22 protein-coding genes are annotated in these 24,973 nt (G+C 64.0%); 14 read left to right on the top strand and 8 right to left on the bottom strand.

Annotation, left to right across the window (positions count from 1 at the left end):
- Positions 1–2: 2 nt before the first annotated feature.
- Positions 3–848 carry a hypothetical protein gene (locus QE394_RS03835; protein WP_349033779.1) on the top strand — a complete coding sequence of 282 codons (846 nt, stop codon included), beginning with the start codon at positions 3–5 and terminating at the stop codon, positions 846–848.
- 39 nt (positions 849–887) lie between these two features.
- Here the strand turns inward: QE394_RS03835 and QE394_RS03830 are convergent, their stop codons facing one another.
- The 4 genes from QE394_RS03830 to QE394_RS03815 all read right to left on the bottom strand — a co-directional run bounded on the left by QE394_RS03830 (position 888) and on the right by QE394_RS03815 (position 3,470).
- The gene (locus QE394_RS03830) at positions 888–2,117 is read right to left on the bottom strand and encodes an amidohydrolase family protein (RefSeq protein ID WP_349033778.1); all 1,230 of its coding nucleotides are present in this window, start codon (positions 2,115–2,117) and stop codon (positions 888–890) included.
- A gap of 77 nt (positions 2,118–2,194) precedes the next feature.
- The gene (locus QE394_RS03825; protein ID WP_056078493.1) at positions 2,195–2,662 is read right to left on the bottom strand and encodes a hypothetical protein; all 468 of its coding nucleotides are present in this window, start codon (positions 2,660–2,662) and stop codon (positions 2,195–2,197) included.
- 110 nt (positions 2,663–2,772) lie between these two features.
- Positions 2,773–3,255, bottom strand: coding sequence for a DUF2306 domain-containing protein (locus QE394_RS03820; protein ID WP_349033777.1), 483 nt, complete (start codon positions 3,253–3,255; stop codon positions 2,773–2,775).
- 29 nt (positions 3,256–3,284) lie between these two features.
- Positions 3,285–3,470 (bottom strand): hypothetical protein, encoded by a 186-nt coding sequence (locus tag QE394_RS03815; protein WP_349033776.1) that lies wholly within the window; start codon positions 3,468–3,470, stop codon positions 3,285–3,287.
- 281 nt (positions 3,471–3,751) lie between these two features.
- Here QE394_RS03815 and QE394_RS03810 point away from each other — a divergent pair, with 281 nt between their 5' ends.
- From QE394_RS03810 to QE394_RS03795, 4 genes are all read left to right on the top strand, one after another.
- Positions 3,752–5,386, top strand: a complete 1,635-nt coding sequence (locus QE394_RS03810; protein ID WP_349033775.1) for a serine hydrolase — start codon at positions 3,752–3,754, stop codon at positions 5,384–5,386.
- Positions 5,387–5,460: 74 nt separating this feature from the next.
- A complete protein-coding gene (locus QE394_RS03805; protein WP_349033774.1) occupies positions 5,461–5,781 on the top strand; it encodes a GYD domain-containing protein in 321 nt (106 codons plus the stop codon).
- A gap of 275 nt (positions 5,782–6,056) precedes the next feature.
- Complete coding sequence (locus QE394_RS03800; RefSeq protein WP_349033773.1) at positions 6,057–6,326, top strand: hypothetical protein; 270 nt, start codon at positions 6,057–6,059, stop codon at positions 6,324–6,326.
- 294 nt (positions 6,327–6,620) lie between these two features.
- Positions 6,621–8,126 (top strand): MFS transporter, encoded by a 1,506-nt coding sequence (locus QE394_RS03795; RefSeq protein WP_349033772.1) that lies wholly within the window; start codon positions 6,621–6,623, stop codon positions 8,124–8,126.
- Between the two features lie 130 nt (positions 8,127–8,256).
- Here QE394_RS03795 and QE394_RS03790 read toward each other — a convergent pair whose 3' ends face one another.
- Positions 8,257–9,186: an NADP-dependent oxidoreductase gene (locus QE394_RS03790; RefSeq protein WP_349033771.1), complete on the bottom strand. Its 930-nt coding sequence runs from the start codon at positions 9,184–9,186 to the stop codon at positions 8,257–8,259.
- Positions 9,187–9,215: 29 nt separating this feature from the next.
- A complete protein-coding gene (locus tag QE394_RS03785) occupies positions 9,216–10,016 on the bottom strand; it encodes an alpha/beta hydrolase (protein WP_349033770.1) in 801 nt (266 codons plus the stop codon).
- Between the two features lie 347 nt (positions 10,017–10,363).
- Between QE394_RS03785 and QE394_RS03780 the strand changes: the two genes are divergently transcribed.
- Positions 10,364–11,761, top strand: coding sequence for a hypothetical protein (locus tag QE394_RS03780; RefSeq protein WP_349033769.1), 1,398 nt, complete (start codon positions 10,364–10,366; stop codon positions 11,759–11,761).
- 125 nt (positions 11,762–11,886) lie between these two features.
- On the opposite strand, the gene QE394_RS03775 is transcribed toward QE394_RS03780, so the two are convergent.
- Positions 11,887–13,548 (bottom strand): thiamine pyrophosphate-binding protein, encoded by a 1,662-nt coding sequence (locus QE394_RS03775; RefSeq protein WP_349033768.1) that lies wholly within the window; start codon positions 13,546–13,548, stop codon positions 11,887–11,889.
- 119 nt (positions 13,549–13,667) lie between these two features.
- Positions 13,668–14,171, bottom strand: coding sequence for an Lrp/AsnC family transcriptional regulator (locus QE394_RS03770; protein ID WP_349033767.1), 504 nt, complete (start codon positions 14,169–14,171; stop codon positions 13,668–13,670).
- 93 nt (positions 14,172–14,264) lie between these two features.
- On the opposite strand from QE394_RS03770, the gene hisC reads away from it, so the two are divergent.
- The 8 genes from hisC to dgt all read left to right on the top strand — a co-directional run bounded on the left by hisC (position 14,265) and on the right by dgt (position 24,431).
- Positions 14,265–15,362 (top strand): histidinol-phosphate transaminase, encoded by a 1,098-nt coding sequence (gene hisC / locus QE394_RS03765; RefSeq protein WP_349033766.1) that lies wholly within the window; start codon positions 14,265–14,267, stop codon positions 15,360–15,362.
- 44 nt (positions 15,363–15,406) lie between these two features.
- Positions 15,407–16,819, top strand: a complete 1,413-nt coding sequence (locus QE394_RS03760) for an amino acid permease (RefSeq protein WP_349033765.1) — start codon at positions 15,407–15,409, stop codon at positions 16,817–16,819.
- Positions 16,820–17,103: 284 nt separating this feature from the next.
- Positions 17,104–18,765, top strand: coding sequence for an ATP-binding cassette domain-containing protein (locus tag QE394_RS03755; RefSeq protein WP_349033764.1), 1,662 nt, complete (start codon positions 17,104–17,106; stop codon positions 18,763–18,765).
- 77 nt (positions 18,766–18,842) lie between these two features.
- Positions 18,843–19,499 carry an amino acid permease gene (locus QE394_RS03750; RefSeq protein WP_349033763.1) on the top strand — a complete coding sequence of 219 codons (657 nt, stop codon included), beginning with the start codon at positions 18,843–18,845 and terminating at the stop codon, positions 19,497–19,499.
- Entirely contained in the window at positions 19,459–19,896 is a 438-nt protein-coding gene (locus QE394_RS03745) for a nitrilase-related carbon-nitrogen hydrolase (protein ID WP_349033762.1), read from the top strand. Before QE394_RS03750 ends, QE394_RS03745 begins: the two co-directional genes overlap by 41 nt.
- 55 nt (positions 19,897–19,951) lie before the next feature.
- Positions 19,952–20,275: a nitrilase-related carbon-nitrogen hydrolase gene (locus QE394_RS03740; protein ID WP_349035368.1), complete on the top strand. Its 324-nt coding sequence runs from the start codon at positions 19,952–19,954 to the stop codon at positions 20,273–20,275.
- Between the two features lie 151 nt (positions 20,276–20,426).
- Complete coding sequence (locus QE394_RS03735; protein WP_349033761.1) at positions 20,427–22,220, top strand: glycosyltransferase family 4 protein; 1,794 nt, start codon at positions 20,427–20,429, stop codon at positions 22,218–22,220.
- A gap of 843 nt (positions 22,221–23,063) precedes the next feature.
- Entirely contained in the window at positions 23,064–24,431 is a 1,368-nt protein-coding gene (gene dgt, locus QE394_RS03730) for a dGTP triphosphohydrolase (RefSeq protein WP_349033760.1), read from the top strand.
- Positions 24,432–24,973: the final 542 nt, after the last annotated feature.

Raw genomic sequence — 24,973 nt, 5'->3', positions numbered from 1 at the left:
GCATGTCAGCTTCTGGGGGGATGCCGGCCCGGCGAACGGGATCACTATTTCTAGCAGCCTTTGCGGCGGTGGTGCTCGCCGGCTGCGAGTACACGGGCCCGGAGGAGCCGGCGCCCGCTGCGGCCTCGCCGGTGGCGACCCGGCTTGAGACCCCACCACCCGCATCCTTCGAGCAGAACGTGGAAGAAGTCGCCAGGAAGCTCAAGGCTGCCCCCACCGACGCCGGGATGCCATCGGACGCTGAGCCCGCCGGGAAGCTGGTCCTCGCCCTGGGCCCGGGGGACTACACCATCACCGGAGCCTGTGCCGGCGTGTACGGGGCGAAGCTCACCGTCATCCGGGAGGATGGCGTGCCGGAGGCGGCGTACTTCGAATGCAAGGACACGCTGGACAAATTCTTCAGGCACGACGGCGGACCCCTCACCATCAGTGCGGTTCCACCGGAAGGCAAACCGGCAGCGACGGGCGTCTCTGTCCAGCGCAACCAGGATCCCAGGGCGTCGGCACTCGAAGACTTTTCGGATTGGTCTGGGGAGCAGTTGCAGCCGCAGGTGCCCGGGGAGCTGCGCGGGGCCAGCAGCGGAAACGCGCGCACCGGAACGACGTTGATGGCAGACCCGGGCCAGTACCACCTGGACTTCCTCTGCGCCGGACCGTCCTTTGCCGAGCTGTCCGTGTCCACAGCGGCCGGGGCGGAAGTGCTCGCACCGGTCCGCGTCCCCTGCGACGGGCAGGCCGTCAGGATGCCCCTGCAGCTGTCCACCCCGGGGGCGGACATCTACATGAGCCCGCTCGAGGGCATTGACGGCAGGTACGCCTACCGCCTGGTGCCCGCCGGGCAGCCCTGACCGGCGGAGCCCGACGCTTCCCGCGAGACCGGCCCGGGCTCAGACCAGCTGCAGCCCGTCAGCCACCACTCCGCCGCGGTGGATCACGGTGCGGCCGGGAAGCTTGTCCATCACTGCTGCCGCCACGGTGTCGCCCTCCACGAGGACCAATTCGGCGGGGTCGCCCACCGCCAGCCCGGGCCGGTCCGCCAGCGACGAAAGCCGCTGCGCCGCGGGATCAATCACGCTGGCGCCGCCCACGGTGGCCACGGCCACGCAATGCTCGATCAGTTCGTCCGCCCGGAACCTGTTGGTGAACGCCAGCTGCCAGGTGCGGTCCAGCATGTCAGTTTTGCCGTAGGGGGACCAGTAGTCGCGCTGGCCGTCCTCGCCCAGGCCCACGCGGATGCCGGCGGCGGTCAGCCGTTGCAGCGGCAGCGGCGACGCCGGGGCAACAGTGGCCACGGAGACGTCCAGTTCAGCCATCTCCGCCAGCAGCCCGTCCAGCTGGCCGTCGGGCAGATCGGCGAGGGCGAACGCGTGCGAGATGGTCACCAGCCCCTGCATGCCGAGGGCCTTGGCGCGCTCCAGGATGAGTTCAATGCTGAACAGCCCCAGCTGGCCGGGTTCGTGCAGGTGGATGTCCACCGGCACGCTGTACGTTTCGGCGAGGCCGAACACGATATCCAGGTGCTTCACAGGGTCACAGTCCAGGGCGCAGGGGTCGATCCCGCCCACCACATCGGCACCCAGCTTGAGCGCTTCTTCCAGCATTTCCGCGCTGCCCGATTCGCGCAGGAGGCCGGCCTGCGGAAACGCGATCACCGCAACGTCCGCCCGGCTGCGGTGCGTCTCACGCGCGGCGAGGACGGCCTCGAAACGCTCCAGTCCGGCGTCGGCGTCCACCTGCGCGTAGCTGCGCACCCGCGTGGTGCCGCGTTCGATCATCGCGGCCAGCGTGTGGGTGGCCCGCTCGGTGATGGAGGCTTCCGCGTCCGGCCAGTTGTTCCGGTCGTTGAGCATCATGTTCCAGACGCCTAGGGAGCCGGTGTGCGGGCGGAACGGCAGTCCCAACCGGGTGGAGTCCAGGTGGACATGGATGTCGGAGAAGGACGGCAACAGGATCCGGCCGCGCCCGTCCACGACGCCGGCACCCGGCTCGGTGCCGGCGCCCGCCGAAGCAGCCACGTCCTGGGCGGCGGGTACGACGGCGGTGACCGCGCCGCCGTCGAGCGTCACGTCGGAAGGGTCCCCGCCCCAAGGGCGGACGTTGCGGAGCGTCAAGGGCATGGGTGAAGTCCTGTGGTTGCTGGGCGGTGGGTCCGGCACGGCGGTCCGGACCGGCGGCTAATGGGGCGGTGGGGAGCTTACGGCAGTGCCGGGTAGCCGAACGACGGGCGCTGGCCGGAGCGGTAGGCAGAGTCGATCAAGGGTTCGAGCTCGTCAAGGACCGTCTGGTTTCCGGGAAGGACCACATGCGCCAGGAATTCCGATTCAAGGGACGCGATGCCCGCGGACGCCGCTCCGAGCTTGGCGTCGATCGCCGAAGCCAGGGCATGCCAGGATTTCCGGTTGAGCCGTTCCAGGACTTTTGCGTTCGCTTCGTGGAGCCGGCTGTCCGCGATGTCCCCGCGGACCGCCATGGGCCCTTCGGACTGCAGCAGGGGCATGACGATCCGGAACTGCCGGCCGTCACCCTTGAAAGCGAGCGCGCCCATGGTTCCCCGCTGTCCGAAGGTGATGTCCGTTGCACCGTACTTTTCCAGCGCCAACCTGATTTGTTTCCGGGAAGCCTCGCTGCTGTAAGAGTCACCGCGGGTATATGGGCCTGTCATCCTCTAACTATGCGCCCATTTTGACGCGGCAGGGTAAGCCTTCCGCAACGGGTGGGCCTGGTGGGGCTGCGAAGGCGTCGTGTGCCGGGTTCGTTCCGGCGAGAGTCCGGCTAGGCCGGTTGGACGGCAGCGCGGGGCTTTCCCGCCGTTGCCTGCGCCCGCCGGTGGATGAAGTATTCCGCCACCGCCAGGCTGAGCAGCCAGGACGCGCCGATCAGGAGGGCACGCGAGAGCTCGGTTACCGGCCCCACCAGGGCAATCCAGGGGAGGGTGACCACAACGATGGTGCCCTGGGCGATGCCGATGGCGTACGCCCGGGACATCCACTCCGAGTGCCGGACGTAGTTCCGGCGCCGCACTGCAATGAACCCCAGGACAATGAACGCCACCATCGCGGATCCGAACACCAGCCGGAGGGCCAGCAGCAGGGGCCCGTCCAGGGGCGGCAGGTCATAGAAGACGGCCATCCACAAGCCGGACAACGCTGCCAGCAAGCCGGTGGGGGCGAGGATGCGGCCGGCGATCTTGTGCCAGCTGGCCCTGCCGTGTCTGCCCCGCCGGAGCGGCGCAACGAACTGGAACGCGCCGAGCACCAGGTACACGGTGACGGCGGGGATGTGGATCAGGACGGGGACCGCGAATCGAAGAACCGGGCGTTGCCCGGGGTGACCTGGCCGGCCGAGAGTTCGGCCAGGCGGAGTGACCCGGCCAGGACGGGGACCAGGCTGAGCAGGATCAGGGCGGCGGGGACCAGCCACCTGCTCCGGGGGTGGGGGCGGCGGGTGCGGGTAATGGTGGCGAGGTTCATGGGGCGGCTTCCCTGTGGCTGGGCTGTGCCTTTGCTTGTTCGCCGTTGCTGCGGGCGGACTTCAGGCGGTGGGTTACCGGAAGAGCGGCGCCCAGCAGCACCCGGTTCGCACGGTATACGCCCAACGTACTGCAGCCGGTCCCGGTTAGCGATAGGCAGGAAGCGGACACGGAAGACGCCCTTGACCCCTTTGCAGGGCCCGGGCACCGGGTCCACTATTAAGGCGCGGGTCGGCTGGGGCCTTCTGAAAGTGCTCACCGCCTGAGGATCAAGGATTCGTCATGACCAGTGGTTCTGTTTTTCCCACCCGCCGCACGCTCCTGAGGACAGCCGGGGTTGGCGTTGCCGGGATGCCGCTCCTGGCCGCCGGCCGTCCGCCGCGGCAGCCGGCCGTGGCGGTGCCGTCCGCCCTGCTGCCCGCGCCGCCCGCTTTCGTCCCGCCGCTGCTGGACCGGGCCAAGGTGGACCGTGCCCTGGCCCGGCTGGACGGATTTGCCGGGGACGCGCTGGACCGGACGGGGCTTCCGGGGCTGGCTGTCGCCGTCGTCTATCAGGACGAGGTGCTGTACTCGAAGGGCTTCGGCGTGCGGGAGGTGGGCAAGCCGGGGGACGTAACCCCGGACACGGTGTTCCAGGTGGCGTCGGTATCCAAACCCCTGGCCTCCACCGTGATTGCCGGGGTGGTGGGGCAGCAGGTCATCGCCTGGACGGACCCCGTGGTCAGGTACAACAGGGACTTTGCGCTCAACGACGGCTATGTCACCCGCAATGCCACCTTCGCCGACCTGCTCTCGCACCGCAGTGGACTCCAAACCGGCGCGGGTGACCTGCTGGAGGACCTCGGTTTCGACCGGGACTACATCCTGTCCCATCTCCACCAGCAGCCCCTGGATGCGTTCCGGTCCAGCTACCACTACAGCAATTTCGGCTACACCGAGGGCGGGCAGGCGGCGGCCGATGCCATGGGCAGCTCCTGGGAAGACCTGGCTGACGGGATACTGTTCCGCAAACTGGGCATGGCCTCGTCCAGCTACCGCCTGGCTGATTACGAGAAGGCCGCGGACCGCGCGGTGCTGCATGTGCCGGCGGGGGACAGGCAGTGGGCGGCGAAGTACCGCCGCGATCCCGACGCCGAAGCACCGGCCGGCGGCGCCAGTTCCTCTGTGCGGGACCTGGCCCAGTGGCTCCGGCTGCAGCTGGGAAACGGCACCTACGGCGGCGAACCGGTGATCGACGCCGCGGCTCTCCAGAGCACCCATGTTCCGCACTCGGTCTCCGGGCCGGCGTCGGCGCCCGCGGCCCGGTCACGGTTTTACGGGCTGGGCTGGAATGTCTCCTACGACGATGAGGGCAGGGTGCAGCTGGGACATTCGGGGGCCTTCAACCTGGGTGCGGCCACCGCCGTGTCCATGCTGCCGGGTGAACAGCTGGCCATCGTGTGCCTGACCAACGGCCGCCCGCAGGGGATCCCGGAGGCCATCAACGCGGACTTCATGGACACAGCCCAGCACGGCGGACCCACCGTGGACTGGCTGGACTTCATAGCCGCGATCTTCCGGCAGCAGGACGAGGCGGACAAACCTGAGGTCGATTACACCAAAGTCCCGGCCAGCCCCGCCCCGGCCGGACCCACCCGCCGGTACACCGGCACGTATGACAATCCGTATTACGGCCCTTTGGTGGTCTTCGAAGAGGGCGGCGGGCTCGCCATGAGGATGGGGCCGGAGGACAGGCCGACCACGTTTGCCCTCACCCATTTCGACGGCGACACCTTCAGTTTCGAGAGCATCGGCGAGAACGGCAACGGCCTGGCCGGCGCACTCTTTGCGGAGGCGCGCCGGGGCTCGTCGCCGCAGGTCACCCTGGACTTCTACGACAGGACCGGGCTGGGAACCTTCACCAGGCGGGGGCGGTAATTTCCGACGGCGGCACGCTGCCACCGCTACGTCAAAGAGCGCCAGATGAAACACAACGAAGGAAGGAAAGAACCATGCCGAAGTATCTGTTTGAAGCAACGTATATGGGCCAAGGCATCAAGGGGCTCATGCAGGAGGGCGGAACCGCGCGTCGCGATGCGCTGACGGAGGCCCTGAAGTCCGTGGGCGGAACACTGGAAAGCTTTTACTACGCGTTTGGCTACTACGACGTCCTGGGCGTTTTCGAAGTACCGGACGATGCCAGTGCCGCAGCGTTGTCGCTGCTCATCAATTCGTCAGGAAGCGTCAACGTCCGCCTTAAGCCGCTGCTCACAGTGGAGGACCTCGACGAGGCCGCCAAGAAGACGCCGTCCTACCGGGCGCCCGGGCAGTAGGCGGGGTACCCACCAAGGCCGCCGGCCGCCGTCGTGCTGGACGACGGCGGCCCGCCGCTGGGTGCCTGGATGCTTGGCGTGAGTCTCCACACTTTATTTTGAGCAGCTCAAAATAAGCCCGTAGACTTGGGTATAGGCCACCGAAGCCCTCGAGTACCGCACCGGTGAACATTCCCGGGCCGGCAGGGCAAGCGCCATAATCCGCAACGCGTCCTCCCGCTTGAGCAGTACTTGGAACCGGAATGGCCCCCATCCTGATACTCCAAGGAGAACCCATGACTTTGCTGGCTGAACGCCCCGCAACCACCGAACCCACCCGCACCACCGCTGATCGCGTCGCTGACACCGCACCCCGCGGCGGCAGCTACGTCACCCTTCCCGCCGGCAGCGCCGTGGCCCCCGTGGCGGGCACCTACGTCACCGCCGTCGGCAGCCGATTCCTGCGTCCCGTCACCCGTGGCAGCTATGTCACGGTGGGCGGCACTCCCACGGTTCCCGCCGGAACCATCGAGGGTAGCTACGTCACGCTTCCTGCGGCGGCCTAGGGTTCCAGCGCCTTTGGTGCAGGGCGCCAGGCGGCGCGAGAAGGAGGCCGACGACGATACTGGGTATCGCCGTCGGCCTCCTTCTTGCATCCCCGGCAAGTGCGCACAGCCTGGCCCTGCACCAAGGGTTCGGGCGCGGTGTGTTGCGCCGGCCAGATGACGAGAATTTTTCGTGGTTGCCACACCACGCCCCGCGGCGGGATGATCGGGGGAGTTGGGCTGCTGGGGGACGGATGAGCCGGACGAACGCCCGGCGCGTGCCCAGCTGGCGAGCGATGCGGCGGTGAGCGGGCGATGGCAGAGCACAACGGGCAGCAGCGGCGGTTGAAGGTTTCCGACGTCAACGTGGTGAACCAGCGCACGCTCAGGAAAGCGCTGGGCGGCACCATCGTGGGCAACACCATGGAGTGGTACGACGTGGGCGTGTTCGGCTACCTCATCACCACCATGGGCCCGGTGTTCCTGCCCGAGGCGGACCGGGCGGTGCAGAACCTGTTCCTGCTGGGAACCTTTGGCGCCACGTTCATCGCCCGGCCTGTGGGCGGGATCTTCTTCGGCTGGCTGGGTGACAAGATCGGCCGGCAAAAGGTGCTGGCCATGACACTGATGCTCATGGCCGCCGCCACGTTCGCCGTCGGCCTGCTGCCCGGCTATACGGTGCTGGGCATCTGGGCTGCGGTGCTGCTGGTGGTGCTCAAACTGGTGCAGGGCTTCTCCACCGGCGGCGAGTACTCGGGGGCCACCACGTTCGTGTGCGAGCACGCACCGGACCGGCGGCGCGGCTTCTACGTCAGCTTCCTGGACATGGGCAGCTACCTAGGGTTCGCGGTGGGCGGTCTGGTGGTGTCCGTTCTGCAGCTGGTGCTGGGCCAGGAACAGATGGAGGCGTGGGGCTGGCGGCTGCCGTTCCTGGTGGCTGGCCCGCTGGGCGCTGTGGCCGTGTATTTCCGGATGAAGATCGAGGAATCGGCCGCGTTCAAGGCCACCATGGAGGCCGAAGCCGTGGCCGCCACGCACCCGGAGACGGGGGAGGAGCTCCGCGCGGTAGGTCCGCTCGGGATCCTGAAGGCGCACTGGCGGCCCATCCTGCTGGCCATGATCCTGGCGGCGGCCGCGAACACGGTGGCCTACGCGCTCACGTCCTACATGCCCACCTACCTGACCAGCAACAAGGGGTACGACGAGGTCCAGGGCACGCTGCTGACCATCCCCGTGCTGGTGGCGATGGCGCTGTGCATCCCGTTCACCGGGAGGCTTTCGGACAGGATCGGCCGCCGTCCGGTGCTGTGGATCGGGGCCGGCAGCACCGTGGTGTTCGCGGTTCCCGCGTTCCTGGCCATCGCGGCGGGCAGCATCCCCATGACGCTGCTGGGCCTGGCGCTGATTGCCTTCCCGGTGGCGTTCTCGGTGCCCAACCTCGCGTCCGCGCTGCCAGCGCTGTTCCCCACGGAGCACCGATACTCCGCCATGGGCATCGCCTACAACCTGGCGGTGGCCATTTTCGGCGGCACGGCCCCGTTCATCATTGCGTCCCTCATTGAGCTCACAGCCGACGACATGGCGATCGCCTACTACCTCATGGGCGTGGCCATGATCGCCGCCGTGGCCATCTGGTTCCTGCCCGAATCGGCCGGCCGGCACCTGCCCGGATCCATGCCCAGCGTGGACTCGCAGGAGGAGGCGCGGAAGCTGGTGGAGACCCAGGACAGCAACCCGCTGCTGGACCTGGACTCGCTGCCGTTCGAGGAAAGCTTCGCGGCCGCGCGGGCGTCGCACAACCGGAAGCCCACGGTGATGTAGGGAAGGACGCACGACGGCGGCGCTTGGCTTGGGTGCCGGCGGTACCGTTTTGCGATCCGGCGGCGGAGCTTCCATGCAGTGAAGGCTCCGTCCCCTCGGGAACGGAGCCTTCGTCAATCAGTTGGCCGGATCAGGCGTCCTGGTCCACGGCGACGATGATCTTGCCGCGGGTGTGCCCTTCCATGTTGGAACGGAAGGCGTCGGCGGCCTTGTCCAGCGGGAAGACCTCGGCCACCTCCACGCGGAACTTCCGGCTGTCCACGAGGTCGGCGAGTTCCTGCAGGTCGGCGCCCACCGGGTTGACCCACATCCAGTCCCCGCCGTGCTGCTCCACGTCGCTGTCCGCGATGGAGGCGTGCCTGCCGCCGTCGGCGAGCACCGCCAGGGTGGCCTCGAGGTTTCCGCCCACGAAGTCGGCTACGACGTCCACGCCGTCGGGCCGCAGCGCGCGCACGCGGTCTTCAAGGCCGTCCCCGTAGGCAACCGGTTCAGCGCCCAGGGAGCGGAGGAAGTCGTGGTTCTTTTCAGAGGCGGTGGCGATCACGTTGGCGCCCAGGGCCACGGCGATCTGGATGCCGAGCGATCCGACGCCGCCGGAGCCGCCGTGGATCAGGACCGTTTCGCCGGCCTTCAGGCCCAGCCGGCGGAGCACCTGGAAGGCGGTGAGGCCAGCCAGCGGCAGGCCGGCCGATTCGTTCCAGCCGAGCGAAGCGGGCTTGCGGGCCAGGAGCCGCTCCGGCAGGGCGATGTACTCGGCGAAGCTGCCGCCGTGGACGTAGTCCTTCCGTCCGTAGGAAACTACTTCGTCGCCGGGCGTGAACTGCCGGGCATCGATGCCCACCGATTCCACAACGCCGGCCACGTCCCAGCCGGGGATGGCGGGGAACTGCAGGTCCATGACGGCGTCCAGGCCGCCGGCCATGATCTTCCAGTCCACAGGGTTCACGGCCGTCGCCTTGACCTTCACCAGGACCATGCCCGGCCCGACCTTGGGCATCGGCTGGTCGCCGTATTCGAGGACGTCCGGGTTTCCGTATGAGTTGTACGTGATTGCCTTCATGCTTGGGCCAACCGCGCGGCCCTGCGTCTCTATTCCTGAAAGGTGCGCAAAAATGCGGTTATGTCCTCTGCGACGCGTTCCGGGCATTCCCACAGCACCAGGTGCGCCGCGTCGCGGTAGATCCTGAGCACCGCGCCCGGGATCCTGGCGGCCAATGTCCGTTGGTCCGCAGCCGGAAGCAGGTTGTCCTGGCCGCCCCAAAGGATGAGCGTGGGCGAGTGGATGGTTCCGGTTTCTGTGGGTGGCGTGGCGTCGCAGAGTCCGTTGAGGATGCCCTTCCAAACGTGCACGGGCATCTTGAGTCCGTCGCGGACCCGGTCCTCGATGTACCAGTCAGGGACGTCGTGGACCAAAGGAAACCAGGTCAGCGAGTCCCGCACCCACGCCTCGTCGAGCGGAACGGAAAGGGCGTCCACCTCGTCGGCGAAGGCGGGCCGTCCCTGGAGGCTCAGGGGAGACCCGACCAGCACGAGCGCGGCCACCTTTTCTGGGTGAGTGACAGCAAGTTGCTGGGCCAAGTACCCGCCGCTCGAGGAGCCGACGACGGCTGCGCTGGGCACGCCGAGCGCGTCCAGGATCGCAGCGGCGTCCTCTGCCTGCTCCGCGAGGGAGTAGTCGCCCGCGGGTTTGTCCGCGTCGCCCTGGCCTCGAAGGTCCGGCGCATAGATTCTGCAGCCGGTCAGCAGGGGGATCAGCCGGTCGAAGCTCTTTCGGGATTCGCCCCAGGCATGGAGCAACAGCAGGGGAGTACCGGTCCTGCCGGTATCTTGAACGAGGCACGGCACCGTGATGTCGGTGCGGAGGCGGAGTTGCCGTATGTCGGCGTCCATGGGTTCAGGCTATGCCGCAGGACGGATGACGTCACGAGGCGGTGGGCATCAATCTGCTCGTACAGGTGTCGGTAAGGGATGTTCCCAGGAACATCACCCTGTGCAGAGTGACTAAGTGCTCCCGGGATATCCTCACTGCTTCCTTAACGTTCCAATCGTGGAGGGCACGGTGCATCAGTTGGTCTGTTGGAGTGATAGCGATTTGCATGGGAAAGTACAACATGGGCCGGAGGTTTGGAGAAGATTGACTATTGGTGTTTAGATTCCATAGCGCTATTGATTCATTTTTGGGGACTTGAATTGGCGTAGGTTTTGAGGCCCCGTATCAATCTGGAAGTTAGGGCCTAATGGGAATTAGTCACATCGACATTGCTGCGGTTGTACCGGTCACAATCAAGAAAGACCCCAGCACAACGGCTGGCTGGAAACGTGGCAGACTGCCCAGCAGATACGACGAAGGCGACCCGACATCACCGGTTGAGTGGAAGTCACTCGACAAGCGCCTGAGCTACTGGCTTTCGCCCACCACCGAAAACCGTCGATGGTATAGGCGTCCTGGCGACGATTCTTTCAAATCTGACGATCCTGGTGACGCGGACCCTGCATTGCGGACCCTGCTGGACACCCGTTTCGGCACCGAGTTGGACGCCGACCGTGGGGATGAGATTTCCCTTGGTGCGAACACGACTGTAGGGCTCGACGGGATCGACCTTATCCGTATACACGACGGAGCGGAGGACAATGGGATTGCAGTAATTCGGTTCCTACTTTATCTCCCCACACACATGCCCGATGTGAATATGGAGGAGCTAATTTTACTGCGCTCTGTCCTCCGGGACTTCGCGTTGTGCCCGGTTGAAAGCGACGCTTCGACGTTGAGGTCCCTGGTCGGGCTTGGGGGCGCGGGCAGCAGCAGGTCAGAAGTCTATGAACTTTACGAGGCCTTGCTGGAACCTGTAGCGCACATAGCGCCGGATGACGGCACATTGCCCTCCTGCAAACTCATGATCCAGGTCATCCTTGGAGATGACTTCACTGACGATGAAGAGCTGGAGCAGACTGAAGCTATGGGGACCGAGGCAAGGGTCGCTCAATTGATGCGGCTGATTGCTCTCGATGAAAGGTTGGCTTCGCCGGAACGCCCGGTGACCCGCGGAGTAGGAGATTTTGTTGATCTTCCGGGAGATGGGGCACACATCGGTGTGGGAACGGCGGGCTTGGTCGTCGTGCATGGGGGCGACGGAGACTTCATTCGCTACCGGGATGTATTTCTGCTCAGTGAGATGCAAGGATCTTTGATCACAGCAGTCGACAACGGACTCTTTACAGCGGGCTTCGGCGAGGACGCACGACGTTCAGCAAAGCTAGGGAAGTTTCTTGTCTCCGATCCGGTCACTACCGCGTTCAAGCAGATGCACTGGAACGGCATAGTGTCAACAGACGGCCCCCTCCAAACGGTTTATGACGAAGCGCTACGCACTAACAGAATAGAGCGGCGCCTCGCCAGCACCAGATCAGAACTCACCGAGGCTAACGACGTAGTTGCTCGCGGCGCCGAATCAACAATGAATTCTCTGCTGATGACTCTGGCCATCTTCGCCTTTGCAGTACCGATCGGCCTAAGCATCGCCCAGTTCCAAGAGCCGTGGCCTGTCGTTTGGATGTTGCCGATCGGGCTAGGGATCGGCGCGCTGCTAGCGTTCGCATTCTGGTTTGTATTCAATAGAAAGCTGCAAAGGAGATAGCGGCCAACTGAGAAGGCCATAGAAGTGCAGATAAAAACACTCCTCCAGCAAGGCGCCCTTCCGTCTTTCAACTCTAGGCGGCTATGGCGAGGTGACTACGATGAGATCCTGTTTGCTGCGATTACCTATGCAGCCGCCACTGCCGCCTTCGGGGCCCGGGAAGCCGCCATCCACTCAGTCAGCCACGGGGCGCGGACGCTGGACGTGATCCGGCAGTCCGCCACGAAGGTTCCCTTGGCGCCGGCATCGATCCAGTCCTGCAGCGCGGACAGATCAGACAATGACCGGATGACGGCGGACTCGGCCCCAAGCGCGCGGGCGACCCCGCTGAAGTCCACCTCGGGGATCAGCATCGGCTTCTCGGTCAGGCCCTGCGAACCGTACTGGTGGATCTCGGCCCCGTACGCGGCGTCGTTGTAGATCACCACGATCGCGCTGCGGGCCGCACCGATCAGCGATTCAAGATCGGCCAGGCCCATTAGGAAACCGCCGTCGCCCGAGGCCAGCACCAGGGTGCGGCCGTCCTCCACCGCGCGGGCTGCCCCGACGGCGCTCGCGAGTCCCAGCCCGATCGACTGGAACGCGGTGCCCACCATCACCAGGTCCTGCGGCCGCGGAATGTTCCAATACATGGGCGCCCACCCGATGAAGTGCCCGCCGTCCTGCACCACCGTGCGGCGCTCCGGCAGCATGGCGTCAAGGGCGGTGGCGAGGGCGCGGGGGTCCAGCCGGCCGTCGATGGTTTTCTCGGATCCCACGTCATGCCCCGGTCCCGCATACAGCCGCTTGGAAGCTTCCGCGCGCCAAGCAGCCACAGCAGCCTCACCATGCAGCAACGACAGGAGGCGCGAAGCGGCAGCCTTCACGTCCGCCTGAACAAACACATCCACCCGCGGATTCGTCGGCTCCACCGCGGTGTCGATCTGGATGACCGTGGCATCCGGGCCGATCAGGTGCCCGAACCGCATGGTGAAGGGGCTCAGGCTGGCCCCGGACACCAGGACCACGTCGGCCTCGCCCATGAGCCCAGCCGCGGTGTCGGTGCCGAAACCGCCGGCCACGCCCAGGTACCCCTCGCCATTGAGGAGGTTGAGCGCCAGGGCGGTTCCGGCAGTCAGTGCGCCGAGCCGGTCGGCGAGGTCGCGGAGCTCCGGGCCGGCGCCGGCGAGGTGCGCGCCGCGGCCAGCGAGGATCAGCGGGCGCCTGGCACCGGCGAGGAGGCGGGCCACCTGCGCAAGGTCCGTGCCGCCGTCGTCCGTCACCTTCAAAGTGGCCGGCTCCGGAAGGCCTTCGTCCTCAGCTTCGAGTGCGGCGAGGTCGTAGGGGATGGCGAGCACGACGGCGGTGCGCCGGGTGAGTGCGTACTCCACCGCCTGCCGGGTTATGGCGCCCGCGGCGTCGCGGGTGACGGTGAAGGTGGCCGCGCCGAGGCCCGTAGCGATGGCAGCCTGGTCCACGTCCCAGGGCCGTGTACCGGTGGTGGGGGCGTCCCCGGTGACCAGCACGACCGGGATCTGCGCCTGGACGGCCTCGGCCAGGGCGGTGAGCGCGTTGGTGTAGCCGGGGCCGTAGGTGGTGGTCCCCGCCGCGAGCCGTCCCGAGGCCCGGTAGTAGGCGTCGGCCGCGGCGATGGCGGCGCCCTCGTGCCGGACGGGCGTGAAGCGCAGGCCCTGCTGCTCCGCAGCGTCCAGGAAGTAGACGTTGCCGTTGCCCATGACGCCGAAGACGTCGCTGGCATAGCTGCTGAGAACCTGTGCCACGCGGCCGGAGACGGTGAGAGTAGTCATGCAGGCATCGTGTGTCCTGCATCTCACCTTTGCAATACCGCTCGATGCAGCTGGGACTTTTGGCAGCAAAAGAAGCGGGTAGTGACAATTTGCCCACCTCTGGCGCCCGTTACCTGTGGCTACTCCGACGGGCGCGCTTCCTGCTCCGACAGCCGGCTGATGAGGCCGTCGTAGCGGGGCGGCATGAGTTCCAGGATGGAGATGGCCGTGCTGGTCCGCTGGATCCCGTCGATCTCCAGGATCTCGTTGGTGATGCGGTACAGGTCGGCGGTGGACCGGGCCACCACCTTGGCCATGAGGTCTGCGTCGCCGGTGGTGGCGTGCACTTCGATGACCTCGGGGATGGCCTCGAGACCGTGTTCCACCGAGCCGGTCCGGGTCTGGCTGATGGAGAGGGACAGGAAGGCCATCAGTTCGTAGCCCAGGGCGGCGGGGTCCAGCCTGCGGCTGAAGGAGCGGAGGGCGCCGCTGCGCTCCAGCCGTGCCAGCCGGGCGTGGACGGTGTTGCGGGCGACGCCGAGCGTCCGGGAGAGTGCCAGGGCGCTGGCTTCGGGGTCCTTGTCCAGGGCGAGGATGATCCGGCCGTCGAGGGAATCGAGGGTGCGAGCATTTGCGATGGTCATATTTTCACCAGAGGTACTAGAAGTTGAGCAGAAGTCCCAAGCACCGGAGCCTACCTTGCATTGTGGTCCGGGTCACTTCCATGATCGGACCTCATGACCAGTGATCAGCTTGTGGCCGTACCCGAAACTGCCTTGCCCACCCTGCGCGGCGCGGTGACCGGCCTTCCGTCTTACGTTCCCGGCCGGCGCAGCCTCGGCGCGGACATCGCCGCCCTCGCCAGCAACGAAAGCCACTACGAGCCACTGCCCTCAGCGGTAACTGCGGTGGCCGAAGCGGCCGGCCGGATGAACCGCTACCCGGACATGGCCGCCGTCGAACTCCGCGAACGGCTCGCGCGGCACCTGGACGTCACCACCGAAGAAGTTGCGGTGGGGCCCGGCAGCGTGGGCGTCCTGCAGCAGATCATCACCGGACTGTGCGACGCCGGGGATGAGGTGGTGTTCGCGTGGCGCTCCTTCGAGGCCTACCCCATCCTGGTGGAGCTTGCAGGCGCGAGGCCGGTCCGCGTTCCGCTGGACGACGCCGAAGGCCACGACCTCGACGCCATGGCCGCCGCCGTCACCGACCGCACCAAGGTGATCCTGCTCTGCACCCCCAACAACCCCACCGGCGTGCCGATCGGCCACGACCGCCTCGAGGCCTTCCTGCAGTCCGTGCCGTCCGACGTCCTGGTAGTGATCGACGAAGCGTACGTGGAATACGCCGACGCCGGCAGCGGCCCCGATTCCCTGGCGCTCTACCGCCGGTACCCGAATGTCTGCATCCTGCGCACCTTCTCCAAGGCTTACGGGCTCGCGGGCCTCCGCGTCGGGTATGCGATTACGACGGCGGCAATCGCCGAAGGTCTGCGCCGCACCGCCCTGCCGTTCGCCGTGAGCGCGCTGGCGCAGAAGGCGGCCATCGCGTCGCTGGACGCGGGGGAGGAGATGGAAGCGCGGGTTTCCTTGGTGAAGCAGGAGCGAGCCCGGATGGCTGTGGAACTGGCAGCCCAGGGCTGGAAGCTCCAGCCGAGCCAGGGCAACTTCCTGTGGATCCGCGCCGATGCCGAGCTTCTGGCAACGCTGGTCGACGCCTTCAACGCCGCGGGCATCATGGTCCGCGCGTACCAGGGCGACGGCGTGCGGATCACCGTGGCCGACCCCGCCTCCAACAACCGCGTGCTCCGGCTACTCGCAGCCAACGCATCCTGAAGTTTTATCCCCAACAGTTCCACCTACAACCAAGAGGAATCCCCATGGAACAACAGACAAAGACGTCTGCCCGCCCACTCGGCGCGGCCCTCAAACCCCGGCAGCTCACGATGATGGGCTTGGGCAGCGCCATCGGCGCGGGCCTGTTCATCGGCTCGGGCGCGGGCATCCAGGCCGCTGGCCCGGCGGTGCTGATCTCCTACCTCGTGGCCGGCACCCTCATCATCCTGGTGATGTGGGCGCTCGGCGAGATGGCCGCCGCCAACCCGGACAGCGGCGCCTTCTCCGTCTACACCGCCAAGGCCTACGGGCCGGTGGCCGGTGCCACCGTGGGCTGGCTGTGGTGGATCCAGCTCGTGGTGGTCATCGCGGCTGAGGCCCTCGGCGCGGCGGGCCTGCTGGCCACGATCTTCCCGGCGCTGCCGGTGTGGCTGATGGCCTTGGTGTTCATCGTGGTGCTGACTGCGGTGAACCTGACCAGCGTGAAGAACTTCGGCGAGTTCGAGTTCTGGTTCGCCCTCCTCAAGGTCGCGGCGATCGTCGGGTTCCTGCTGGTGGGCTTTGCGCTGCTGTTTGGCTTGATTCCGGGCGTGCAGTCGCCAGGCTTGTCCAACTTCATGGGGGAGGGCTTCGCGGTCAACGGGTTCAGCGGGATTGCGACGGCGCTGTTTGTGGTGGCGTTCGCTTTCGGCGGCACCGAGATCGTGTCCGTGGCCGCAGCCGAGACCTCGGAGCCGGCCCGCAGTGTGAAGAAGGCAGTGCGCACGGTGCTGTGGCGCATCCTGGTGTTCTACATCGGTGCCATCTTCGTGATCGCTGCCGTTGTTCCCGTGGGGTCTGAGGGGCTGAAGAGCCCGTTCGCCGCCGTGCTGGATGCCGCCGGCATGCCCGGCGCGGCAACTGCCATCACCTTGGTAGCCGTGGCCGCATTGCTGTCTGCGCTGAACGCCAACCTGTACGGTGCCTCCCGGATGGCGTACTCCCTGGCCGAGCGGGGCGAGGCTCCGCGTCTGCTTGCCTCGGTGTCCAAGGCCCGAGTCCCGGTTGTCGCGGTCCTGGCCAGCGTTGCCTTCGGCGTTGTCACGGTTGTGCTGGAGCTGGCTTTCCCCGAGAAGGTCCTCGGCGTCCTGCTGAACGTTGTGGGCTCCACCTGCCTGCTGGTATGGACGTCCGCGCTCCTGGCCCAGCTCGCGCTGCGCCTCCGCGCCGACCGCGAGGGAACGGCGCTTCCCCTGCGGATGCCCGGCTTCCCGTGGCTCACCGGCTTTGGCCTGCTCATCCTCGCGGCGATCTTCACGGTCGGCTTTATCGGCGAGGATTCCCGTCCCCAGCTGCTGAGCACCTTCGGACTCGTTGCGCTGCTGGCTCTGGGGTGCTGGGTGAACCAGCGTTCCGGCAGGGTTCCGGGCCGGGTTGAAGCCTCAGACGAGGCCAAGCCGAGGGTGCTCGTCGACTAACTCGGAGCTTGGGTCTCGAATTCAGGACAGTGAGGGCGCGTCCGGTCTGGTCGGGCGCGCTCTACCTGGCTCTTAGACATTTGCTATTTCTCATTCGGCTTTGCGCGCAAGTTTTCCAGGTGGCTGCGAAGGGTGGCGAGTGTAATCGCCCGCTCCCGATCTACTATCCAAAACTTCCGACCATTGGTGGCCCGTCCTGTCAGTCGCTTCGCCGCGCCTGAGGGGGGTTGTCGAAACGCGAAACGCATCAGCGCCGAGGAAACTACCGCGATTAGAATATTGGCATGCCCGAGACACCGTCTGTTCAGCCATCAATGCCCCTCCACGCTTGGCAGGTTCCTACCCCCGGCGGAATCGCTAACATGACATCCAGCCCGGGGCGGACGACTGTCGTGCTCGGCGCGAACGGTGCTGGTAAGTCGGGCCTAGCTACCTGGATGATGCGGGAATTTCCTTCCGATAAGAATATCGAACGACTGGCCGCCCACCGTCAAATTTGGTTAAGTACGTCCGCGTCAAGCCTGACCCCGGCGACTCGTTTGTCAAACGGCTCTTACTGGGAGCGTCAGGAAAGGCAGGATGAGTCGCGATGGAAGGACGTCCTGGGTGATAACCGAAACTCCATCCTTCTCCTGGATCTTTCGTCAGCCGAAAATTATCACAATGCAAAAATAGCGAAGGCGGTAGAGTCGGAGGCGGACTGGAAAGACCTTGGTGAACGGCCTTTTGTAAAGCTTAATCGCATACTAAGGCGAGCTGGTCTTGACGTTTCCGTTAGCATCAGCGAAGTCGGAGAACTGTCGACCAAAAATTCTAGCGATGTTGAGTATCAAATCGCAATGATGTCCGATGGTGAAAAAAGTGGCCTCATTTTAGCAGGCGAGGTTTTGACGGCGCCTAAGGATGCAGTCATTCTGCTTGACGAGCCAGAGCGCCATTTGCACAGGTCGGTTAGTGCCCCGCTTGTTACTTCTGCATTGCGGGAGCGCCCGGATTGTTCATTTGTTGTATTTACGCACGACATAGAATTAGCGACTGAACTGAAAACAGGTGGTGCCGCAGTTTTCGTACTCAAAGGAAGCGTTTGGAACGAGGGGCGGATTGTGGAATGGGACTTGCAGGAAGTGCCATCAGATGTTGAGATACCCGATGGTGTCATGCAGGCCATTCTTGGTGCACGACGCCGTATCTTGTTTTGCGAGGGAATCCATGGAGGCCTTGATGATCAGCTATATACGGCTCTTTATCCTGATTGGCACGTTGTACCCGTTGGGTCATGTGGCGAGGTCATCAGGTCGACAAAGAATCTAAAAAACATTCACGGCTTTGCATGGGTCGAATCCAAGGGAATTATCGATGCAGACCGACGTACTGACGCTGAAGTTGAGACCTTTGCAAAGGATGGAATTTGGGTTAACGCGAGCCATGAGGTCGAAAACCTCCTTTTCTTGCCTATATGTCAGGCTGCCATCGCTGGGAAACAAGCGGCCGCTCGTGATGTGGATGTTACTCAGTTGCTTGGTAAGGGCCATATTGAATCCGTGGAGGAACTCAAGCGTGAAGATGTCAAAGAGCGAATAATTACGCAGGCTGTCCTTGCTGATGCAAGGAGCGCACTTTCTGCACAGGTTAACTCGCTGACCCAGAAGTCTCTTACTACTAACCCAATAATTCTCACTCACGCCCTTGATCGCGATGCTTTTTCAGCTCAATACGAATCGCTAGTAGTGCAATCTGATTTAGAAGCCTTTATGCTCCAGTTCCCCATTAGGGAATCCGGTTACCGCAACAGGGTTGCTAAGGCCCTCTTTTGCACCTCCGTCGATGACTACATCGCTATGGTCATGGTGCAGATACGGCAGGACGCTGCTCTTCAGCAGGAGCTACGAAACCGCATAGAACGAGTGACCCAAGCAACTCAAGACGTGGTGCAAACTGCCACGTAAGGGTTCGGACAAAAGGATCTACGACATTTTTCTTTAGATCACTTTGTAGCTGTTGTTCATTCTGACTGCCTCCTGCGGTGACCCAGCTGGTGCACCCCAGCGGCGTGTTCGAGGACCCGGCGTCCGCGGCCAGCGCCATCGCCCTGCAGATCGGCGGGGAGCTGTTCGGTGCCGTGTTCCTGGCCGGCCGGGTGGTGTCACAGTTCTCCTCCGGCCTCGCCGCGCAGGCCAGCGCCTCCCGCCTGATGTACGCGATGGGCCGCGACTCCGTCCTGCCCAAGGCGGTCTTCGGCAAGCTCCACGAGAAGTTCCACACCCCCGTGGCCAACCTGGTGATCACGGGCATCATCGGCCTGATCGCGCTCTTCCTGGACGTGGCCACGTCAACGTCTTTCATCAACTTTGGTGCCTTCACCTCCTTCACGCCGGTGAACGCCTCGGTGGTGTTCCACTACGTGCGCCAGCGCTTGCCCGGGCAGCAACTGAACGCGGTGTCGTACGTGGTGGTCCCGGTGATCGGCGCCGTCATCTGCGCCTACCCGCTCTCCCAGCTGGACAGCAACGCCATTACGCGGGGGGTGTCCTGGCTGGCGCTGGGCATCGTGGTCCTGGCCCTGATCGCCTGGGGCTTCCGTCGAAGACGATGGCCACGGAGAAGGCGACGGTCGAGGCAGCCGCCTGAGCCTGTCTTGTTTGGAGCGTGGCTTTTGGGCCGAGGGAAGGAACTCTTGTGAGGATAGCGCTGGGCAGCTGGAGTCGGGCGGCGACATCCAGGCCAACCTCGCCGCGATCGACCGGTTCGCCGCGCAGGCAGCACGCGACGGCGCCGCCCTGGTGGCCTTCCCCGAGTACGCCACCTACGAGAAGAAGGAGGTGGACGCCACGTTCCCCCAGGTGGCCGAGCCGCTGGACGGCCCGGTCTGCCGGGAGCTTGCCGCGATTGCCCGCCGCCACCGCATCGCGCCGGTGACGGGCGTGGTGGAAGCCTCGGAGGAGCCGGGCAAGGCGTACAACACGCTGGCGGCGTTCGGGTCCGACGGCGGCCCGCTGGCGTCCTACCGTGAAGATCCACCTTTTCGACGCGCAGGGGTTTGGGGAGTCCGAGTTCATCAAGCCGGGCGGGTCCCTTGAGCCGGTGGTGTTCGAGCACGGGGGAGCGCGGTTCGGGCTGATGACCTGCTAGGACCTGCGGTTCCCCGAGCTGGCCAGATCACTGGCCGACGGCGGTGCGCAGGTCCTGCTGGTCTGCTCGTCCTGGGTGCCGGGGGAATACAAGACGGAGCAGTGGCTGGCGCTGAACGCCGCGCGGGCGATCGAGAACAGTGTGTACGTGGCAGGGGTGTGCCAGGCACCGCCGGTGTCGGTGGGGCGGAGCGTGCTGGTGGATCCGATGGGCGTGGTTGAGGCGGATCTTGGGTTGGAGCCGCGGGTTCGTCTGGTGGCGGTTTCGCTGGAGACTGTTGACCGGGTGCGGGACTCGTTCCCGATGTTCAGGCAGCGGCGGCTATAAGTCTCGGCGAGGTCACGCCGCCAGCCCGGACAACGGCGCCTTCTCCGTCTACATGCAAGATAGACGATAAGCCATCGGCGTGCGATCGCGGTGCGTTTCGTGAACGAGGGGCTCGAGCACCTCAGCAGTTGTGGCACATACGCTTATGCCTATGGAACTTTCGGCCGAGCAACAACTGTTTGCGGTATTGACCGCCTCGGAGGCGGGCAACAGCCTACGATACCTGGCCCTCGAGCGGCTGGTCGCTGAACTCTTGGGCGGACAGCAGTACGACCTGCGGGGTGCGGCGCGCGGCCCCGACATCTTGATCCCTCGTCCGGACGACAACCCGGTGGCCGTCGAACTCAAGGTGCTAAGCGGCACATCCTTCGGAAAGAACGTCTCCAACAGGGTGGCTGAGCTGCTGGCCACCGCAGTTGAAACGCGGCGCTCGTTCCGAGGCGAAGTCACGTTAAGCGCGATTCTTTTGTTCACCGAGCACAGACTTGATCGACCTGGCTTCTACGAGTTAGTAACGTCGATGGTGCACCGACTCCTTCGTTCTGAGGACGGTGTTGGGTACGACTCAGTTCTCCTGGGATGGGCAGACAGGCAACTGCAGTGGCGCTATTTTGATGCAGCATCCGCGTTGGACGGCAACGAAGAAGACCTCATCCACTCCCACTCCACGAGAGATGCGTTAGAACTCCTGCAGACGCAGAGTCCGGTCGCGCCACCCCCGCCACCCACCAAGCGGGAGTCCGGGAAGCAACGCATCCTGCTCGTCGCGGATGAGTGGGGATCGGGACGCGGGGGGATCTCTACAGTCAACAGGGAGCTGGCTATTGCCCTTGCCGCGGCTGGTGTTGAGGCGGCAGTACTGGTGCCTTATGCGTCGGACGAGGATGTGAAATCGGCTTCAGAGGTAGCCGTTGCACTGGTGACTCCAGCCCGGATCCCAGGGCTGAGCGAGCGTGAGGCGCTGCTTCTTCGACCAGTGTTCGCCGATAATGGATGGGAGCCCGACGTCATCATTGGCCACGGTCGGATACTCGGTCCTTATGCGGCTGCCCAGCAACAGTTCTTTCCGCAAGCTCGGCGTGTGCACTTCGTACACACCGATGCCGAACAACTCGAGGCCGCGAAAGAAACGCCCGGCGGCCGCTCGAACATGACGAGCGCGGATATTCGTCGAAGCCTCGAACGCGAGCTCGCCCGGTCTGCAGATCTTGTCGTCGGGGTGGGCCCGCTACTGACTGAGACGATTCGTGACGAGCTTATCGGTCCAGGACCGCAGCCGCGGGTTATCTGCCTCGTCCCAGGGCTTCGAGCGACGTTCGACGTCACCGTTGCGCACCCGCCGATCAAGAACCGAGTGGTAATTGTTGGGCGAGCCGACGACTTCCATTCGAAGGGTATTGATATCGCAGCTGAGGCACTGTTGAGGATTGTTGACGGTTGGCCATCGTCCAAGCCCTACGTCCCGGTACTGGTAATTCGAGGTGTTCCGGACGAAACGGCGTCTGCGGTCAAGGCCCAACTGGATGAGATTCTCGAGGAACGGGTCACGTATCACCTGCGTCCGTACTCGGACTCCGAAGCTGAAGTCACACAGGACCTGGCTCAGGCGCGGGTAGTCCTGATGCCGTCCCGGCACGAAGGCTTCGGACTAGCAGCATACGAGGCGATTGCTAGTGGTGTTCCTGTGCTGATCAGCTCCGAGTCAGGTCTCGCCCAGTTCCTTCGGGATTCAGGAATCGACACGCTCCCTTCGTCAATCCTTACAACGCGTAACTCCTCGACGCGCCTTGCCACAGATGGATGGGCAGACGCAATTCAGCAAGTCATTGACGAGGCTGTTCTTGCCCGGGCTCAAGCGAGTGAGTTGCGGCGCTCCATCGCCAGCGTAGTCAGCTGGGAGCAGTCGGCGGCAACCCTTCTTGCCGAAATCAGCGCGAGCTCGTGAGCGGTTCGAACAGGCGCCGTCAAGATCCACGTGTAAATTTAACGGGGGTATCTTCGACGGAGTATGGATCAGCTCCCTCCGAGCTGCGAGGTACCGCATCGCGATATGTCTCAGGAATGGGCCTCCGGGAGCCGGGATAGCCCAGCATCCGCGCCCGGGGCAGTACCTGTTCCCTCAGCGGTAGTGCTGGATGCAGCCGGACCGCTCTCCGCCTGCATCCGCCGCATGCTTTAGTCGAAATATCGCCCGATAGTTCCAGATCATTTACAGCTCGCCCATAGCCATCAGCTCTTGGCCAGTAGGCAGACCTGTGCTCGTGCTTGTCCCACGCTGGCAGGAGCCCGGTTTCGCCACGGGAAAAATCACGCGCACTGCAAGAGCAGGTTTTGAGCGTCTGTCACCTGGGTAGAGCCTGAGCCGCCCCTTGCAAGCTTGGAGGCAGTGCAACGACCCGATGGTAAAGAACAAGCCAGTGAGGACTTGCTGCCCGCCCGGCCCGAAAACTTGCGTAAGAATTAGGTCATACAAGGCATCCTTTGTCAGCCACACGGTGTATGTTCTGTGTGTCGGGAGTCACAGATCACTCCTTTGTCCGTGTGACAGTATTAAGAGCTTCTAGTGAGACCAGAGCGAGGCGAAAAATGTCAGTCCTTAAGTTGAACGCCAAGGATCACGCACACGAGGTACTTCAAGCGCTAGCATCCGCCGAGCATGGGGAGGTAGAGCCCACGGACTACATCCTTAAAATGCAGGCGCGGGAAGTCACGGCGGAGGAAGCGGTATCGGTGCTTCAGGAGATGATCGCTGACGGAGAACTGGTGCTCACTAATAGCTATCTAGTTCGTGTGCGCTGACGATCGCTTTGCCCGGCGGTCGGGTCGGCAAGCGACTGACTCCTCAAACCGAACTGGTACGCACCGAGACCGAGACCGTGTTCTTTACTCCGAGGCTTTCCGTCGCCTAGGAGGGGTTACCCAGGTTGCTCTGGGCACCCCGATGATGGCTTTGCACAATCGTCTGACGCACTCTCTGAAGGTCGAGCAGGTAGGCGTGTCTATCTGTACGCACCTGCAATCGTTGGGCGGGGATTCCTCTCAACTAGATCAGTACGCAATAGCAGCCGCCTGCCTAGCCCACGACATAGGGCATCCACCGTTTGGCCATGCTGGCGAACAAGAACTGGATTCGTTGGTAGTGTGTGCAAATCATCAGAAGGAGCCGAAGCGAGCTAGTCAAGTTCGCCTAGACGACCCATGTAATGGCTGCAAGCTCGAGGATGGCTTTGAAGGGAACGCCCAGTCCCTTCGTATTATTGCCCTCCTAGCGGTTCACCGAGACTCGGCCAAGGACGCGTACGGGCTAGACATGACGCGTGAAGCAGTTGCCGCGACTATCAAATACCCGTGGCTTAGAGGACATTCTGATAAAAAACCCACAAAATGGGGGGCTTACGATTGCGACAAGGACATTCTTGAGTGGGCAGTTGGATCAGCCACTGAGCCCTCTCTTAATGCCCAGATCATGGACTGGGCGGATGACATCTCGTATGCAGTACATGACATCGAAGATTTCTTTAGAGCTGGTTTGATCCCCCTAGACGATTACAAGCAAGGCACAAAGACAGCCAAGGACTTTCTGAAATATGTTGAAAGTCCGGAGGCCCTCGGGCCACTCACTGAAGAGACGAAGAAGGCGTTGGGCCGACTGTATGTACAGTTCCCGAGCGCGCGTTTTTCAGGGGATACGGAAGGGCTGGCAGCCCTTGACAGGTTGCGCGGTATTCTTCTGGGGCAATTCATAAGTTCTGCCACCGTTGTTGACGGTCGGCTGAAACCGGATAGTGCACAAGAGCAGATTAATGCGGTCCTCAAGCAGTTGATTTGGTACCACATAATTCACGAGCCGAAGCTAGCGGCGATCCAGGTGGGGCAACGCCGAGTGCTCCGTGAAATATTTGAAAACCTCGAACCCTTGGCCATGGACGCTTACAAGATCGGCAGGGAGTCGGACCAGCCAGATCCTCACAACTTGCGTCGACTCCCTAACGGGCTACGGCAGGCTCTGCACGTCTCTCTGGCGCAAGAGTCGAGCTACAAGCGACCTCAAAGGATATATCGAGGAATCCTCGATTACATTGCCAGTCTGAGTGATGCAGAGGCTTATCATGTTCATGCTGTGCTGAAGGGCCGAGAATACGCGGGTCACCTGTAGGGCGGCGCCGGTAAGGGGCGGTCGGCCCGCTATGCAATCTCCAATTCATCAAGATGTCCACCTATTGTTATAAGCCCGGGAAGATCGGCATCCAGAAGGCGCTAACGGTCGCTCACGGGACGGAGCAAAAAAGGTTCGAACCGGAGCAAACGACCTGAATCGCGAAGACACCTTCACCGTCCGAGGTGCAGCCCTGACGCCGGCGCTGCCAATGCGGTAATTCATGATTCATCAGCAAACACGCTCCATGGCCGGGCAGGGCAAAGAGTACTCATTGATGAGGGCCCACATCAACAAAATTGCTTTCATCGAGGAGGGGAGTCCGACGAGGTACCACGGGCGCCAACGCTCAAACTCGAGGGCGAGTTGCAGCCAGCCACTGCCATCACACATTAGCGCCGATCGCATCGTCCGGACCGCTCTCCCTATAGACCACTCCTGCGACGGCCTTGACGCCGCAAGGTGGGCAACCGGGGGCAGTACATTCGCCAAAAGCGCCACGGGAACTACGGGCTTGTTGCTACTGCAGTTCTATCGAGCGC

The organism is Pseudarthrobacter sp. SORGH_AS 212 (assembly GCF_030818145.1).
In the GTDB taxonomy this organism is placed as follows: Bacteria; Actinomycetota; Actinomycetes; order Actinomycetales; family Micrococcaceae; genus Arthrobacter.
This window is presented reverse-complemented; position numbering and strand designations above follow the sequence as displayed.

Coding starts and splice junctions, on each gene's coding strand:
- QE394_RS03835 (WP_349033779.1), top strand. CDS start 3: ATGTCAGCTTCTGGGGGGATGCCGGCCCGGCGAACGGGATCACTATTT.
- QE394_RS03815 (WP_349033776.1), bottom strand. CDS start 3,470: ATGAACCTCGCCACCATTACCCGCACCCGCCGCCCCCACCCCCGGAGC.
- QE394_RS03735 (WP_349033761.1), top strand. CDS start 20,427: ATGGAACTTTCGGCCGAGCAACAACTGTTTGCGGTATTGACCGCCTCG.
- QE394_RS03755 (WP_349033764.1), top strand. CDS start 17,104: ATGCCCGAGACACCGTCTGTTCAGCCATCAATGCCCCTCCACGCTTGG.
- QE394_RS03780 (WP_349033769.1), top strand. CDS start 10,364: ATGGGAATTAGTCACATCGACATTGCTGCGGTTGTACCGGTCACAATC.
- QE394_RS03825 (WP_056078493.1), bottom strand. CDS start 2,662: ATGACAGGCCCATATACCCGCGGTGACTCTTACAGCAGCGAGGCTTCC.
- QE394_RS03790 (WP_349033771.1), bottom strand. CDS start 9,186: ATGAAGGCAATCACGTACAACTCATACGGAAACCCGGACGTCCTCGAA.
- QE394_RS03775 (WP_349033768.1), bottom strand. CDS start 13,548: ATGACTACTCTCACCGTCTCCGGCCGCGTGGCACAGGTTCTCAGCAGC.
- QE394_RS03810 (WP_349033775.1), top strand. CDS start 3,752: ATGACCAGTGGTTCTGTTTTTCCCACCCGCCGCACGCTCCTGAGGACA.
- QE394_RS03760 (WP_349033765.1), top strand. CDS start 15,407: ATGGAACAACAGACAAAGACGTCTGCCCGCCCACTCGGCGCGGCCCTC.
- QE394_RS03800 (WP_349033773.1), top strand. CDS start 6,057: ATGACTTTGCTGGCTGAACGCCCCGCAACCACCGAACCCACCCGCACC.
- QE394_RS03770 (WP_349033767.1), bottom strand. CDS start 14,171: ATGACCATCGCAAATGCTCGCACCCTCGATTCCCTCGACGGCCGGATC.
- hisC (WP_349033766.1), top strand. CDS start 14,265: ATGACCAGTGATCAGCTTGTGGCCGTACCCGAAACTGCCTTGCCCACC.
- QE394_RS03830 (WP_349033778.1), bottom strand. CDS start 2,117: ATGCCCTTGACGCTCCGCAACGTCCGCCCTTGGGGCGGGGACCCTTCC.
- QE394_RS03795 (WP_349033772.1), top strand. CDS start 6,621: ATGGCAGAGCACAACGGGCAGCAGCGGCGGTTGAAGGTTTCCGACGTC.
- QE394_RS03805 (WP_349033774.1), top strand. CDS start 5,461: ATGCCGAAGTATCTGTTTGAAGCAACGTATATGGGCCAAGGCATCAAG.
- QE394_RS03785 (WP_349033770.1), bottom strand. CDS start 10,016: ATGGACGCCGACATACGGCAACTCCGCCTCCGCACCGACATCACGGTG.